Origin of the sequence: Streptomyces sp. NPDC048297, assembly GCF_043201585.1 — a bacterium.
Lineage (GTDB): Bacteria > Actinomycetota > Actinomycetes > Streptomycetales > Streptomycetaceae > Streptomyces.
Window position 1 is genome coordinate 121,987 of record NZ_JBICZA010000003.1, and the last position, 14,528, is coordinate 136,514.

Sequence of the window (14,528 nt, forward strand, 5' to 3'; positions counted from 1 at the left end):
GGCGTTAACCCCTCTCCTCCTAGCGTCGGTGCCGTGACCGTCCGGTCCGAGGACTCCCCTGGAGGGCAGTGACCATGGCAGCACGCACGAGGACGTTCGCGGTCGCCGGGCTCGCCCTGGCGGCGGCGGTGACGGCCGGCTGTTCCGGTTCCGGGTCGCACGCCGGCTCCGGCGGCCCCGCGTCCGGTTCGGCCACCGTCAGCGGACAGAACCAGCCCGCCCCGACCGAGTCGAACCCGCCCGGTGACATCCCCGACAACCAGGTGTACGTCGCCTACCGGCCGACCGGCGGTTCCTTCACCGGCTTCACCGTGAAGGTGCCCGAGGGCTGGGCCCGCACGAGCCAGGGCGGCACCACCGCGTTCACCGACAAGCTCAACACGGTGAGGATCACCGCGGTTTCCGTCTCCGGCGCGCCCACGACCGGCTCGGTCACGAACGCGGTCGTACCCCGCCTTCGTTCCCAGGTACCGAAGTTCTCCTCGCCCAAGGTGGGTGAGGTGACCCGGCACGCCGGCCGGGTGGTGCTGCTGACCTATCAGGGCGACTCGGCGAAGGATCCGGTCACCGGCAAGGTGGTGCGGGACGCTTTCGAGCGGTACGCGTTCTACCGCGCGGGGCACGAGGTGGACCTGACCCTGTCGGGGCCGGTCAACGCCGACAACGTCGATCCATGGCGGATCGTCAGCGACTCCTTCACCTGGCGGTGAGGACCATGTCGGACGGCACACGGACCGGCGGCGCGCAGAGCGACGGCATACAGACCGGTGGCACACAGAGCGACGGCACACAGAGCGACGGCGGCGCCGGTGACGTCCTCACGGCCCGCGAGCTGTACCGCTTCTACCGGGCCGGCGAGGAGGAGACACTCGCGCTGCGCGGGGTGTCGCTGAGGGTGCGCCGTGGCGAGACGGTCGCGGTCGTGGGCCCGTCAGGGGCCGGCAAGTCGACCCTGCTGGCGTGCCTGGCCGGACTCGACGAGCCCTCCGGCGGCGAGGTCCACGTCGACGGCGTACGGATCAGCCATCGGCCCGAGGCCGAGCGGGCCCGGCTGCGGGCCCGGCGCATCGGCGTCCTGCTCCAGACCCGCAACCTGCTGCCGCACCTGAGCGTGCGGGACAACGTCCGCCTGCCGCAGCGGGCACAGGGCCGCAAGGCCGCCGTTCCGGCCGGGGAACTGCTGGCCCGGGTGGGGCTCGCCGACCGGGCGCACGCCCTGCCGCGCCAGTTGTCCGGCGGGGAGCTGGCGCGGGCCGGTCTCGCCGTCGCGCTGGCCAACTCGCCCGCTGTCCTGCTCGCCGACGAACCGACCGGTGAACTCGACGGCGAGACGGAGCAGTTGGTCCTGGCGATGTTGCGGGAGCGGGCCGCGCAGGGGTGCGCGGTGCTGATCGTCACGCACAGCCGGGAAGCGGTCCGTGTCGCGGACCGGGTGATCACCCTGACGGACGGGCAGGCCACCGATGCCCGGCGGCAGGACCACGAGAAGGCACACGATGCCGATGCCGTCGGCGAGGAGGCACACGATGCCGTCGGATGAGGTACTTGTCGGCTGCGCGGACGCGGCCCTGACCTTCGGCCGGGGGCCTCAGGCGGTCGTGGCCGTGCACGGGGCCGACCTGGAGATCCGGGCCGGGGACCGGCTCGCGGTCGTCGGACCCTCGGGGTCGGGCAAGAGTTCGCTGCTGCACCTGCTCGCCGGTCTGGAGCAGCCCACCAGCGGCACCGTCACCCGGGCCGCCTCGCTCGGGCCGTACGACATCGGCCTGGTCTTCCAGGGCGACAGCCTGATACCGGCGCTGAACGTGGTGGAGAACACCGCTCTGCCCCTGGTCCTCACCGATCGTCCGGAAGGCGAGGCGCGACGCCGCGCACTGGCGGCACTCGCCCTGGTGGACGCCGCCGACCTGGCCGACCGGCTCCCCGAGGAGATCTCCGGCGGCCAGGCCCAGCGGGTGGCCGCCGCCCGGGTCCTGGCCCAGGCGCCGCGCCTGATCCTGGCCGACGAACCCACCGGGCGCCTCGACCACGCCACCGGCACCCACGTCCTGGACGCCCTGCTGACGGCCGCCGACCACATCGGCGCGGCCCTCGTCGTCACCACCCACGACCCCGCCGTCGCCGCCCGGCTCACCGTCCGCCGCCGTATGCGCGACGGACGACTGCTCACCCCCGAGGAAGTGTCGTGATCACCACATGGGCGAGCGGACTGGCCCGCCACCGTGCCGGACGGCTGCTGGCCGCCCTGACCGGCATCGCGCTCGCGGTCGCCCTGGTCGCCGCGCTCGGCTCCTTCCTCACCGCGTCGAAGGCGACCATGACCGGGCGCGCCGTCCGCTCGGTCGCCGTGGACTGGCAGGTCCAGGTGCAGCCAGGCGCCGACCCGCGTGCGGTCCTGTCCCTGGTGGACGGGACCCCGGGCATCCGCTCCGCCGTGCCCGTCGGCTTCGCGCACACCAGCGGCTTCACCGCTCACGTGGGGGGAAGCACCCAGACCACCGGCCCCGGCATGGCCCTCGGCCTGCCCGACGGCTACCGCGCCCGCTTCCCGGGCGCCGTCCGCACGCTCTCCGGCTCCTCCACCGGTGTCCTGCTGGCCCAGCAGACCGCCTCCAACCTGCACGCGGCCCCCGGCGACACCATCGGCATCCGCTTTCCGGGTGCCGGTCTGCGCCAGGTGAGAGTGGACGGTGTGGTCGACCTGCCGCAGGCCGACTCCCTCTTCCAGACCGTCGGCGCCCCGAGCCAGTCCCAGCCGACCGCTCCCCCGGACAACGTCGTCCTCCTGCCCGCTCCCCGGTTCGCCGCTCTCACTCGCGGCGCCACCGGTGTCACCGCCCAGATCCACGCCGCACGCGACAACTCCCGGCTGCCCTCCGACCCGGCCGCCGCGTACTCCGCCGTCACCGGCGCCGCCCACAACCTCGAAGCCCGCTCCGCCGGCACGGCCCTGGTCGGGAACAACGTCGGCGCGGCGCTCGACTCGGCCCGCCAGGACGCCCTGTACGCCCAGATCCTCTTCCTCTTCCTCGGTGTGCCGGGCGCGGTGCTGGCCGCCACGCTGACGGCGGCGGTCGCCTCGGCCGGCGGCGAACGGCGCCGTCAGGAACAGGGGCTGTTGCGGCTGCGCGGTCTGCGGCCCCGCCAGATCACCGCGCTCGCCGGTCTGGAGGCCGCCCTGATCGGCGTCGTGGGAGGTCTGGCCGGGCTGGGCATCGCCGCGCTCACCGGCCGTCTCGCCTTCGGCACGGCCTCCTTCGGCGCGAGCGCGGGAACCTGGTCCGCCTGGTACGCCGTCGCCTTCGTGCTCGGGGCCGCGGTGGCCGCGGGTGCGGTCCTCGTCCCCGCCCTGCGGGACCTGCGCACGGTCACCGTCGCCGACACCCGCAAGCAGGCGGACGTACGACGCTCCCGATCGCCCTGGTGGATGCGCTACGGCCTGGACTTCGCCCTCCTGACCGGCTCGTGGCTCGTCTTCCGCGCCTCCTCCGGCAACCAGTACGCACTCGTCCTCGCCCCCGAGGGTGTCCCCAGCATCTCCGTGTCGTACTGGGCCTTCCTCGGCCCCGCCCTGCTGTGGATCGGCGCGGCCCTGCTCCTGTGGCGTCTCATGCTGCTCGCCCTCACCCACGGCCGGCCCGCCCTGGCCCGGCTGGTCCGGCCGCTGACCGCGACCCTGGCCGGCACCACCGCCGCCGTCCTGGCCCGGCGCCGCCGCCCCTTCGCCCGGTCGGTGGTCCTGCTCGCCCTCGCCGTCTCCTTCGCGATCTCCACCGCCGTCTTCAACGCCACCTACCACCAGCAGGCCGAGGTCGACGCCAGGCTGACCAACGGCGCCGACGTCACCGTCACCGAACCACCGGGCGCCCACGTCCCGCCCGCGGCCGGAGCAGCCCTGAGGATCTCGGGCGTACGGCACGTCGAACCCCTCCAGCACCGCTTCGCCTACGTCGGCTCCGATCTGCAGGACCTCTACGGCATCCGGCCGGGCAGCGTGACCCGGGCCACCTCGCTCCAGGACGCCTACTTCGCCGGCGGCAGCGCCGACCAGCTGATGCGCCGCCTCGCCCAGCGCCCGGACAACCTCCTCGTCAGTGCCGAGACCGTGAGCGACTTCCAGCTCGCCCCCGGCGACACCGTCAACCTGCGCATCCAGGACGCGCGCACCAAGTCCCTGCGCACGGTCCCCTTCCACTACGCCGGCATCGCCAAGGAGTTCCCCACCGCCCCCAAGGACAGCTTCTTCGTCGCCAACGCCTCCTACATCGCCAAGGCCACCGGCGACGACGCGGTGGGCGCCTTCCTCCTCGACACCGGTGGCACGGACCAGCGGCGGATCGCCGCCCGCCTGCGGGGTCAGCTCGGTACCCGGGCCACCGTCACCGACCTCACCCAGACCCGCGGCACCGTCGGCACCAGCCTGACCTCCGTCGACCTGGCCGGTCTCACCCGTATCGAGCTCGCCTTCGCCGTGCTGCTCGCCGCCGGGGCCGGCGGCCTGGTCCTCGCCCTCGGACTCGCCGAACGCCGCCGCACCTTCGCCATCGCGACCGTCCTCGGCGCGCGTCCACGCCACCTTCGCGGCATGGTCCTCTCCGAGGCCCTGCTGCTGGCCGTCTGCGGCCTGACCGGGGGCGCCCTCATCGGCTGGGCCCTGTCCCAGATGCTGGTCACGGTCCTGGCCGGCGTCTTCGACCCGCCGCCCGCGGCCCTGTCGGTCCCCGGTGCCTACCTGGCGCTCACCGCGGCAGCCGCCGTCGCCGCCATCCTGGCCGCGGCCCTCAACGGCATCCGCGGCAGCCACCGCCCCGCCGTGGAGGAGCTGCGCGACCTGTGAACACGGCGTGCACCCACGACGGGCTCCACGACGGGCCCCTCGACGGGCCCCTCGCCCCGGCGACTCCTAGGCTGTCGGCCATGCGCACGCCCGCCGCACCGGACCGCAGCCGACTGCGCGTCCTCGTCGTCGAGGACGACGACACCATCGGCCGCCACCTCGAAACCGGCCTGCGCGGCCACGACTACGCCCCGACGTGGTGCCGCACCGGAGCGGGCGCGCTGGCGCAGGCCGAGCGGGCACCGTACGAGGTGCTGCTCCTGGACCTGGGGCTGCCGGACATGGACGGCCTGGACGTCGCCCGGCAGCTCCGCGCCCGCCTCCCCGACCTGCTGATCGTCGTGCTGACGGCACGCACCGACGACATCGACATCATCGCCGGGCTGGACGCCGGGGCCGACGACTACCTGGTCAAGCCGTTCAGCCTGTCCGTGCTGCTCGCCCGGCTGCGGGCCCACCTCAGGCGGCACGTGGTGGCCGTGCCTGCCCGGGAGCCGGTGCGGCTGGGCGATCTGGTCGTCGACGTGACGGCCCGTCGCTGCGCACTGCTCGGCGTCGACGTCCCGCTGCGGGCCAAGGAGTTCGACCTGCTCGCGGTACTGGCCGAGCGGGTCGGCGAGGCGCTCTCGCGCGAGACGCTGATGGCCGAGGTGTGGGACGAGAACTGGTTCGGCTCCACCAAGACCCTGGACGTGACGCTGGCGGGCCTGCGCCGCAGACTCACCGAGGCGGCACGGGCGGAGGGGCGGCAGGCCCGGCTGCCCAGGATCACCACGTTGCGGGGGCACGGGTACCGGCTGGAACGGCAACCCGATCCGCCGGACTGAGAAGACGCGCGCACGGCGCCCCCGGTACGGCGAACGCCCGCTGGTTCTCAGTGTTGAGAGAACGTGCGCACGGCGCCCCCGGCACGGCGGACACCGGCTGGTTCACAGCGCCGAGCGGCGGGCCAGCAGCGCCAGGACCAGCAGCCCGGGGGCCATCGGCAGCCATCCGGTCAGCAGGCGGTAGCCGAGGACCGCCGACACCGCCGCCGCTCCCGGCGCGCCGGCCGCCGTGAGCGCGAGGGCGAGCGCGGCGTCCAGCGATCCCAGGCCGCCCGGCGTGGGCAGCAGCGCCGCCGCGCCGCTGGCGACCAGGTAGGCCATGACCACACGGCTCACGGGCAGGCCGAGACCGATCGCGTGGACCACGGCCACGACCACACCGGCATGCAGCAGAGCGAACGCGACCGACCCGCCCCACAGCGCACCGGCCCGCGCCCGGCACCGGTGCACGTCCCGCACGTCGGCGAAGGCCCGGACCACCAGTCGTCTGAGGCGGCCGCTGATCACGGCCGCCAGGACGGCGCCTGCGGCCGCCACCGGCAGCAGGACCAGCACGTGCGGGACCCGCGCGGAGAGATGGACCGCGCCGGGCGAGGCGACCAGCAGAGCCACCCCCAGCGCGCACCGCACCAACCCGCCGACGGCCGCCTTCACCGCCAGCGCGGTCGCCGCGCGCCCGGTGGACAGCCCGCACCGTTTCAGGAACCGCAGGTTGACCACCGTCGCTCCGGCCCCCGCCGGAAGAAGGTGATTGGCGGCGCCGGCCGCGAACTGCGCCGCCACCAGCCGCCCCCTGGGCAACCGTTCGATCACCGCGCCCTGCTGTGCCACGGCCGCGCACACCCAGGTGGCCGCGGCGGCGGCACAGGCGAGCAGCAGCCACTCCCGGTCGGCGGCGGCCAGCCGGTCCGTGCCGCTGTCCAGAGTGGTCCGGTGCGCGGCGAGCATCCCGCCGGCGGCGGCGAAGGCGATCAGGGTGATTCCCAGCTGGACGTACAGGCGCCTGCCCACGGTGGCCGGCAGGCTCTCGGTCGCGGCCACGACGGTCACCTCCCCCGCCGCACATCGGGGGCCACGTACGCCCGGAGAACGCCGACCTTCTCCGCGGGCCAGGTGCGCGCGTACGCGGGCGGGCGGCCCCCCGGTTGAGTGAGGACGGCGACGGGCGTGCGGTGAGCGGCACGCTCCAGTTCGGCCACGGTCGTGCTGGCGTCGTGCCCCGCCGTCTGGGCGGAGCCACAGCCGGTGTAGAAGGCGATCGGCACGGCCTGGTACCCGCTGAGCAGGCAGGGCTGCCGTACGCCGAGCGCGTGGAGGGCGGCGGCGGTGCGCGACCAGTCGGCGCGGGAGGCCGCGGAGCTGTGCACGGTGTGTTCCAGGACGACGTACTGCACGACCAGGTGACCCGCCACACCGATCGCCACCAGGCCGACGGCGACGGTGCGCGCCGTCCGGCCTTTCGCGGCCGTGACCACGTGGGCGAGGCCATGGGCGACGGGGAGGGCGAGCAGGGCGTAGGCGGGGAGCAGGAACCGGGGGGCCGCGTAGCCGATGAGGAACAGGTAGGGGACCGCGGCCGTGACGGCACAGGCCAGCGGGAGCAGGACGGGCAGCGCGCGCCGGGCGCGTACGGCGACCGCGGCGCCCAGGACGGCGAGGAGCGGCAGCGCGAACCACCACAACGTCACCGCGGGGTTGGGGGCCGATCCGGTGCAGGGCCGGCACAGAGTACGTCCGCCGAGGCTGCGCAGCTGGTCGAGCACCGCGAGGTGCCAGCCGAGGCCGCCCTGGATGGCGGAGGCGTCGGACAGGCGCTGCGCGAGGCCGCCGTAGCTCGCGTACGCCTCGATCACCCACTCGCCGGCACCCGCCAGCAGCCCCGCGGCCAGCACGAGAAGAAGACGCGGGCGGCGCACGGAGAGCGCGAGCAGGGGCAGCACGACGTAGACCGCGTCCATGGGGCGCATCAACGCCATCACCGCCGCGCCCGCGAAGACGCCCCACCGGGCCGCCCGGTCCCGTGTGTTCGAGCGAGCGCGCAGGAAGCAGCCGACGCAGACCAGGGCACCGATGGCGACCCAGTAATTGGGCATGGCCTGGGGACCGTAGAACAGCGTCACCCACAACGAGGCGAACAGGGCGCCGGCCGAGGCCAGGACACCGGGCCCGAAGTGGCCTCGCCATACCCGCAGGGCGAAGTAGAGGGCCAGGCCGGAGAGGACGGCCAGGTAGATCCGCAGCAGGACGGTGGAGTCGGACCACGAGGCGATCGGCGCGACGAGGAGGGAGATGCCGCGGGAGCGGGGCGCGCTGAAGAAGGCGGTGGGCACGTGCCCGCTGACCTGGCTGACGTAGACCGTCTCGTCCCAGCCGAGACCGAGATCCGGCCGTACGAGGACGAGCTGGACGAGCGTGAAGGCGGCGGCGACCGCCCCGAGCCGGGGCTCGCCCCGCGGGCGCCGAGTCCGCGGGGTCTGCGAGGTCTGCGAGGTCTGCGGGGTCCGCGAGGTCTGTGGGGTCTGTGGGGTCTGCGAGGGGCGGCCGGTGCGGGGGACACCCGTCCCCGTGGCGTTCGAGCCGTCGGCCATCTGGCACCTCTCGTCGTCACACGCCCGGATCACATGCTCTACATCTCGTAGGAGGACGTCCCACAGTACGGCTCGCGGGGTGAGAGACAGGTGAGAAGACGCCTCCGCTGTCACGTCCCGGAGCAGGAAGTCTCACCCGCCGGCGGCCACCGCGTCACGGATCCCGTGCCCCGCGACAGGTGATCGGCGGCGCTCCCAGGGGGAGTCGCCGCCGATCAGGTCCGTCAGCGCATGTCCGTGAGGAGTTTGGTGAGTTCGGCCTCCTGCTGGGCCGGCGACATCGGCGGGTTCGGGTGGTCGATGGCGAAGGTCTTCAGGACCTGGTCCATCTGGGCGTCCAGGAACGTCCAGCCGGTGTCGTCCAGCGGCTGCAACGTGGCCTGGTCGGCGTCCCAGAGGTCCCGCAGCGACTGCGCCGCCGCGTGGGCCCCGCTCGCGTTCCCCGACTGCGCGTCCTTGAGGGAGGTCGACGCGAGCGCCCTCAGCGCGTCGACCTTCGCGGGCGGGAACTTCTTCACGGCCTCGCCGGGGGCGAGCTGAACGGTGGAGGTGGCGTCGGTCTCCGGCGCCGGGCCGACGTGCGGCTGGCTGTGCGCCCAGACCAGCAGGAACCCGGTGGCGACGGCGAGGAGGCCGAAGCCCGCCAGCGCGACGCGCTCGCGCTGCGGCGCGGCGGTGAGCTGCGGGGGGTGCGTGGCGTCGTAGGTCTCGGTCACGTCGGAGCGCGTCACCGTCAGATAGACGACCGTCGCCAGGATCAGGCCGAGGAAGATCAGGCTGGTGGTGAAGGTGCCCAGCGCGAGGCCGGTCGGCTCTCCCGGGCCCTGAGCGACCTTCGGGGAGGCGAGCCAGTCACCGATGTTGGCGCCCAGCGGGCGGGTCAGGATGTAGGCGAGCCAGAACGACAGCACCGGGTTCGCGCCGAACCTCCACAACAGCGTGATCGCCGCGATGAGGCCGAGCGGCAGCAGGACCGAGGCGCCCGGGCTCCAGCCGGTGAGCTCCAGGGTCCAGTCGCCGGTCGCGGTGCCGAGCGCGAAGGTGACGAGAACGGTGAGCCAGTAGAACGACTCACGCGACAGCGTCGTGACCGAGTGGATCGAGAGGGTCCGCTCGCGCAGCCACCACACGCCGAAGACCACGGCGAGCAGGACCGAGAACACCGCGGAGCTGATCCGCAACGGCACGTTGAGCTGGTCGGTCAGGATGTCGGTGTACAGCGTGCCCGTGACACTGACAACGACCACGGTCAGCCAGTACGGGAACGGGACGTACCGCTTCAGCCGCAGCTGGACGGCCAGGACCACGACGAACACCGCGGTGAAGATCCACGCGGTGTTCACCAGGCCGACGCCCAGCTTCATGTTGATCCAGTCGGCGAAACTCTCACCGACGGTCGTACACAGGATCTTGATCACCCAGAACCAGATGGTGACCTCGGGAACCTTGTTCACCATCAGCCGCCCACTGCTGCGCGTGCGGGCTTCGCTTGTCGTTGTCATGCGGCGAGCCTGGCCGGGCCAACCTGCACACAACCTGACTACGCGATCGCCTCCGGCAGGGGAATCGCCTCCGGCGTGGGAAAGGTCACCTCGACGCGACCGTGGCCGCCCGCGATCGCACGGACCGCCACTCCCGCGGACGCGGCGAGACGCTTGACCACGGCCAGCCCAAGACCGTGCCCGTCGCCGCTGGTCACGCCCGCTTCGAAGACCCGGTCGACCTCGGCCGGGTCGAACCCCGGGCCGTCGTCGAGGACATCGATCACGACGCCCTGGGGCTGGACGCGCGCCGTGACCCAGACCCGCGAACGCGCATGGCGCAGGCCGTTCTCCAGCAGGGGTGACAACACGGCCACGACGAGTTCGGTCGCCACGGCGACGTCGACGTCGGCCGGGACGGCGAGTTCGATGGAGCGGCCGGCGATCGCCTGTCGCGCCGCCGCTCCGAGATCGCAGCGGGTACCGCCGTCGATCCGTGTCCGGGCGGCACCGAGAATCGTGGTGATCGCCGCGTTCAGGCGGTCGACCTCGGTCAGCACGGACTCCGGTGCCACCTGCTGACCGGAGAGCTGCGCCAACTGCGCCTCGCCCCGCAGCGCCGTCAGCGGCGTCCGCAACTCGTGGGCGATCTCGTCGGTGAGCCGGCGCTCGTCCGCGAGCGCGTTGTCCACGCGGTCGAGCAGGCGATCGAGAGTGCGCCCGAGCTCCCCGAATTCGTCCCGCGGAACGCCGAGGCCGAATCGGCGCCCGGGTTCGTGATCACCCCACTCGTCGGCGAGTGCGGCCATGTCGTGGACCACCCGCAACGCACGACCCACCACGAGGCGCGCGACGACGCCCGCGAGCAGGACCGCGATGCCGCCCAGCACGAGCGACATCGTCAGGCTGCGCTGCTCCGACGTCTCGTACGGCGTCAGATCCACCCTCACGACCACCATGACGCGGTGGCCTTCCAGCCGGATCGGCTGGGCATACAGCAGGTGACTACCGACCGTGGTGGTCTGTGACTGCCCCGAGCCGACAAGCGCGTCGACGCGGTCGAGGACGCTGCCCGGCACGATCCCGTCGATGAGGCGCCCGTCGGCGTACACCCACGAGACCGTGTCCAGCGCTTCGTTGCCGCCCTCGATCAGCACGACGTGGCCACCGCGTACGGCTACGTTCGCCGCCACCGCCTCGGCACGTGTGTGCGCCAGGGCGTTCGCGTCGGCGTCGGTCACCTGGCTCAGCAGCACGTGCGAGACCACCACCAGCACCGCGACCACCGCTGTCGCGATCAGGACCGCGAGCGCGACGACCCTCCCGCGAAATCCCGTCACTCCCATCGATCCGCGAAATCCCGTCACTCCCATCGATAGCCCACCCCACGGACCGTCGCCAGGCGATCGGCCACGCCCAGCGCACCGAGTTTGGTCCGTAGCCGGCGCACGAAGGAGTCAAGGGTGTTGTCGCTGACCTGCGCGCCGTACGGCCAGCCCGCGGCGACGAGGGCGTGACGGCGCACCGCGTCGCCCTGCGAGGCGATGAGCCTGCCCAGCAGCCGGAACTCGGTCGGCGTCAGGCGCTCGCTCGTCAAGCCGTAGCTGACGACATGTTTCGCCGGATCGAGAACGACGCCCCTCGCCGGGGTCGTCGCGGTTGTTCTGCGCAGCAGGGCGCGGACCCTCACCAGCAACTCCGGGATGTCGAACGGTTTCGTCATGTAGTCGTCGGCTCCCGCCTCGAAGCCGCCCACCTTGTGGTGCATGCCGTCCAGAGCGGTGAGCATCAGCACCGGGGCGTCGACGCCCCGTGCCCGCAGCGCCAGGCAGACGTCGCGGCCGTCGGCGTCAGGGAGCCCCAGATCGAGGACGACCAGGTGAGGGGCCGGATCGAGCTGCCGCAGCAGGCTGTCCGCGGTGGAAGCGAGTGCGACCGTGTGGCCGTCGCGCTCAAGCGCACGTCTGAGGACGTCACGGACCGCTGCGTCATCCTCACACACCACGATAAAAGCCACAGGCCGACCTTAGGCACTCCCGCAACAGTTCTCCATTTTCCCTGGCCAGCGCCCTGATGGTGCGCGTTTGCCGAGCTGGCGCCCTGGTGACTCACGGGACGACCGCAAATCGTAATGGGATCCATTTTCATGTAGCGTGCTGCTCCGTCCACCCACTCTGGAGGTCCCCATGGCCGTGCCCAAGCGCAAGATGTCCCGCAGCAACACCCGTCACCGCCGGGCCCAGTGGAAGGCCACGACGCCTCAGCTCGTGCCGGTCACCGTGGACGGGGTGCCCTACCTGGTACCCCAGCGGCTGGCCACGGCGTACGAACGCGGCCTGCTGCGTCCCGAGGGCTGACGCCCGATGCCGTACGACCGGCCCGGTCGCCTGCCCGTCACCGTCCTGTCCGGATTCCTCGGCTCCGGCAAGACCACCCTCCTCAACCACGTCCTCGGCAACCGCGAGGGCCTGCGCGTCGCCGTCATCGTCAACGACATGAGCGAGGTCAACATCGACGCCGCCCTGGTGAGGGGCGGCGAGGCGGCCCTGTCCCGCACCGAGGAACGCCTGGTCGAGATGACCAACGGCTGCATCTGCTGCACCCTGCGCGACGACCTGCTGGAGGAGGTCGACCGGCTGGCCCGCGCCGGGCGGTTCGACTACCTGCTGATCGAGTCGTCCGGCATCTCCGAACCGATGCCGGTGGCCGCCACCTTCGCGTTCGCGCGCGACGACGGCGCGACACTGAGCGACCTCGCACAGCTGGACACCATGGTCACGGTCGTCGACGCGGCGAACTTCCTGCCGGAACTCGCCCGTGGGGACGATCTCGTGGAGCGCGGCCTCGCCCCGTACGAGGACGACGAACGCACCGTCAGCGACCTGCTGATGGACCAGATCGAGTTCGCCGACGTCATCGTGCTCAACAAGCTCGACCTGGTCGACACCGACTCGGCCGACCGGCTGCGCGCGGCCCTCAGCCGCCTCAACCCGGCGGCGCGGATCGTCCCCGCCGTCCACGGCCGCGTCGGCGTCGGGGACGTCCTCGGCACCCGGCTGTTCGACCTGGAGCGTGCCCAGCAGGCCCCGGGCTGGGTCAGGGAACTCAACGGCGACCACGTCCCCGAGACGGAGGAGTACGGCATCTCCTCCACCGTCTTCCGCGCCGAAGCGCCCTTCCATCCCGGGCGGCTGTGGACGTTCGTGACCGAGCGGCTGGACAGCGGTGCCTACGGGCAGATCCTGCGCTCCAAGGGCTTCTTCAGCCTCGCCGGCCGCCCGCACGTGACGGGCCTGTGGTCACAGGCCGGTTCCGTGGCCCGCTTCGAACCGTCCGCCGCCCGCGAAGCGGAGAGCCCCGACGGCCAGGAACTGGTCTTCATCGGAACCCACTTGCGGGCCGACGCCCTGCGAACGGCCCTGACCGACTGCCTCATGACGGCCGGCGAGGCCCACCCGCGTGCCGACCCGTTCCCCGCCTGGGACACCTACGGCATCGACGACACCTGCGAACACGAGCACCCCGTATCCGTCGCGGGGCCCTGAAGCCCCGGGCCGGACGGTGGTCGCAGCCGCTGCTCCCCCTCGGGCGCCCGGAGCGTCGAGCGAGCGTCACGGGTCACGTTCGCCGCAGTGGTGTATCCACGACCGCTCTTGGCGATCTCGCTCACCTCGTGCCGGCCGCCACGGAGAGGGTGGGTGGGGTGGCCGGGGTGGGCGGAGTGGCCGGAGTGGGCGGGTTCGGGGGCTCGGTGAGGTGCTGGGTGCCGCCCGGGGAGGTGCAGGCGTGCACCCCGGAGGTGAGCAGAACACATGCCTTGGCTGTCGAGGGGCTGGGCGCCGCGACCATCGCGCTGAACGTGTCGGTGTCGTAGTGGACCTTGTTCTGGTACGTCCGGCCCCCCTCGCCGATGACCCGGGCGATGTCGCCGGGCTCTCCCCAACTCATGCGGGACCAGGCGGCCTTGCAGGCATCGCTGTAGCGCAGCTCCACGTAGACCTTGCCGACCCTGGACAGGGCAGCGGTCCACGCGTCGCCACCGCAGCCGGCTGGCCCGGGATTTTTTTCCGGCACAGCTGTCCGCGAAGCAGTTCACGTCGAGTTGCCTGCTCGGTGCGCCCTTGCCCACGGCGCCATCCCGGTCGGCGGGCGCGCCCGGATGCCGGCCGAGAACGCCGTACAGCGAGACGGACAGGCCAACGGCGGCGGCCAGGGCGACCACCGTCCCTTGCGGCCTGATCAACCGACCACGGCGTTGCAACGACCCCTCGAATTCGCCCTTATCCGGCGGGGCTTCAACTTTGCTGTTGCTATCCAGCGCGAGGGTTGCAGGATCAGGCAGTGAGGCTACACCTCACCCTCCAGCCAACGTTCGAATGGCGCGACCTCCGACAGCTCGGAATTGATCGCCTTCAGCCCTCCAGCGAAGTCCCGGGCCAATCTTGAGAGCATCGCGACTAGCTCACTCTGCGCAATACTCTCGCGCTCCGGGTCTGGAACCCAATTGGTTCGCGAATCACAGTGAATCATCACGAGATCTCCGCTTGGGCGGAAGGTCAAAGTCCTCTCGATGCCTTGCGAGTAAAAATCCACCTCGACTTCGCGGCGTTCACGCACACTCGCCAGAAGCGACGGGAGTTGCTCCATGAAGGCAGACAAGTCATACGCGACATCGAGCGGCCACTCATCATTCCCGAAGCCGCCAATGTGGAATATGCCGCCTCCGACATCGGAGAGGGCGCTACACGCCTCCATGACGAGAGTTTCATACTCTCCACCCGGCTCCATACTCGCT

At 72.2% G+C, this 14,528-nt stretch carries 14 protein-coding genes; 7 read left to right on the forward strand and 7 right to left on the reverse strand.

Annotated elements, in window-relative coordinates; all coding sequences use genetic code 11:
• The first annotated feature begins 74 nt into the window (after positions 1-74).
• The 5 genes from ACGFYV_RS04365 (at position 75) to ACGFYV_RS04385 (ending at position 5,664) form a co-directional block, all read left to right on the forward strand.
• A complete protein-coding gene (locus ACGFYV_RS04365; protein ID WP_393876829.1) occupies positions 75-710 on the forward strand; it encodes a hypothetical protein in 636 nt (211 codons plus the stop codon).
• Positions 711-715: 5 nt separating this feature from the next.
• The gene (locus tag ACGFYV_RS04370; RefSeq protein ID WP_393876830.1) at positions 716-1,540 is read left to right on the forward strand and encodes an ABC transporter ATP-binding protein; all 825 of its coding nucleotides are present in this window, start codon (positions 716-718) and stop codon (positions 1,538-1,540) included.
• Positions 1,527-2,189 (forward strand): ABC transporter ATP-binding protein, encoded by a 663-nt coding sequence (locus ACGFYV_RS04375; RefSeq protein ID WP_393876831.1) that lies wholly within the window; start codon positions 1,527-1,529, stop codon positions 2,187-2,189. The genes ACGFYV_RS04370 and ACGFYV_RS04375 overlap by 14 nt, the downstream gene beginning before the upstream one ends.
• Positions 2,186-4,837, forward strand: a complete 2,652-nt coding sequence (locus ACGFYV_RS04380; RefSeq protein WP_393876832.1) for an FtsX-like permease family protein — start codon at positions 2,186-2,188, stop codon at positions 4,835-4,837. The genes ACGFYV_RS04375 and ACGFYV_RS04380 overlap by 4 nt, the downstream gene beginning before the upstream one ends.
• A gap of 80 nt (positions 4,838-4,917) precedes the next feature.
• Positions 4,918-5,664: a response regulator transcription factor gene (locus ACGFYV_RS04385; protein ID WP_393876833.1), complete on the forward strand. Its 747-nt coding sequence runs from the start codon at positions 4,918-4,920 to the stop codon at positions 5,662-5,664.
• Between the two features lie 102 nt (positions 5,665-5,766).
• Here ACGFYV_RS04385 and ACGFYV_RS04390 read toward each other — a convergent pair whose 3' ends face one another.
• The 5 genes from ACGFYV_RS04390 to ACGFYV_RS04410 form a co-directional block, all read right to left on the reverse strand.
• A complete protein-coding gene (locus ACGFYV_RS04390; protein WP_393876834.1) occupies positions 5,767-6,705 on the reverse strand; it encodes a lysylphosphatidylglycerol synthase domain-containing protein in 939 nt (312 codons plus the stop codon).
• Between the two features lie 5 nt (positions 6,706-6,710).
• Positions 6,711-8,252: a hypothetical protein gene (locus ACGFYV_RS04395; protein WP_393876835.1), complete on the reverse strand. Its 1,542-nt coding sequence runs from the start codon at positions 8,250-8,252 to the stop codon at positions 6,711-6,713.
• A 224-nt stretch (positions 8,253-8,476) separates the two neighbouring features.
• Positions 8,477-9,754: a hypothetical protein gene (locus ACGFYV_RS04400; protein ID WP_393876836.1), complete on the reverse strand. Its 1,278-nt coding sequence runs from the start codon at positions 9,752-9,754 to the stop codon at positions 8,477-8,479.
• 38 nt (positions 9,755-9,792) lie between these two features.
• Entirely contained in the window at positions 9,793-11,079 is a 1,287-nt protein-coding gene (locus ACGFYV_RS04405) for a sensor histidine kinase (protein ID WP_393876837.1), read from the reverse strand.
• A gap of 17 nt (positions 11,080-11,096) precedes the next feature.
• Positions 11,097-11,750 carry a response regulator transcription factor gene (locus ACGFYV_RS04410; RefSeq protein ID WP_393876838.1) on the reverse strand — a complete coding sequence of 218 codons (654 nt, stop codon included), beginning with the start codon at positions 11,748-11,750 and terminating at the stop codon, positions 11,097-11,099.
• Between the two features lie 169 nt (positions 11,751-11,919).
• Between ACGFYV_RS04410 and rpmF the strand changes: the two genes are divergently transcribed.
• Together rpmF and ACGFYV_RS04420 are read left to right on the forward strand one after the other, a co-directional pair.
• Positions 11,920-12,090: a 50S ribosomal protein L32 gene (gene rpmF, locus ACGFYV_RS04415; RefSeq protein ID WP_393876839.1), complete on the forward strand. Its 171-nt coding sequence runs from the start codon at positions 11,920-11,922 to the stop codon at positions 12,088-12,090.
• A 6-nt stretch (positions 12,091-12,096) separates the two neighbouring features.
• Positions 12,097-13,278 carry a GTP-binding protein gene (locus ACGFYV_RS04420; RefSeq protein WP_393876840.1) on the forward strand — a complete coding sequence of 394 codons (1,182 nt, stop codon included), beginning with the start codon at positions 12,097-12,099 and terminating at the stop codon, positions 13,276-13,278.
• Between the two features lie 121 nt (positions 13,279-13,399).
• On the opposite strand, the gene ACGFYV_RS04425 is transcribed toward ACGFYV_RS04420, so the two are convergent.
• Both ACGFYV_RS04425 and ACGFYV_RS04430 read right to left on the reverse strand, forming a co-directional pair.
• A complete protein-coding gene (locus ACGFYV_RS04425) occupies positions 13,400-13,807 on the reverse strand; it encodes a DUF2690 domain-containing protein (RefSeq protein WP_393876841.1) in 408 nt (135 codons plus the stop codon).
• A 273-nt stretch (positions 13,808-14,080) separates the two neighbouring features.
• Entirely contained in the window at positions 14,081-14,488 is a 408-nt protein-coding gene (locus tag ACGFYV_RS04430; protein ID WP_393876842.1) for a hypothetical protein, read from the reverse strand.
• Between the last annotated feature and the right edge of the window lie 40 nt (positions 14,489-14,528).

Coding starts and splice junctions, on each gene's coding strand:
- ACGFYV_RS04365 (WP_393876829.1), top strand. CDS start 75: ATGGCAGCACGCACGAGGACGTTCGCGGTCGCCGGGCTCGCCCTGGCG.
- ACGFYV_RS04370 (WP_393876830.1), top strand. CDS start 716: ATGTCGGACGGCACACGGACCGGCGGCGCGCAGAGCGACGGCATACAG.
- ACGFYV_RS04375 (WP_393876831.1), top strand. CDS start 1,527: ATGCCGTCGGATGAGGTACTTGTCGGCTGCGCGGACGCGGCCCTGACC.
- ACGFYV_RS04385 (WP_393876833.1), top strand. CDS start 4,918: ATGCGCACGCCCGCCGCACCGGACCGCAGCCGACTGCGCGTCCTCGTC.
- ACGFYV_RS04395 (WP_393876835.1), bottom strand. CDS start 8,252: ATGGCCGACGGCTCGAACGCCACGGGGACGGGTGTCCCCCGCACCGGC.
- ACGFYV_RS04400 (WP_393876836.1), bottom strand. CDS start 9,754: ATGACAACGACAAGCGAAGCCCGCACGCGCAGCAGTGGGCGGCTGATG.
- ACGFYV_RS04405 (WP_393876837.1), bottom strand. CDS start 11,079: ATGGGAGTGACGGGATTTCGCGGGAGGGTCGTCGCGCTCGCGGTCCTG.
- rpmF (WP_393876839.1), top strand. CDS start 11,920: ATGGCCGTGCCCAAGCGCAAGATGTCCCGCAGCAACACCCGTCACCGC.
- ACGFYV_RS04420 (WP_393876840.1), top strand. CDS start 12,097: ATGCCGTACGACCGGCCCGGTCGCCTGCCCGTCACCGTCCTGTCCGGA.
- ACGFYV_RS04430 (WP_393876842.1), bottom strand. CDS start 14,488: ATGGAGGCGTGTAGCGCCCTCTCCGATGTCGGAGGCGGCATATTCCAC.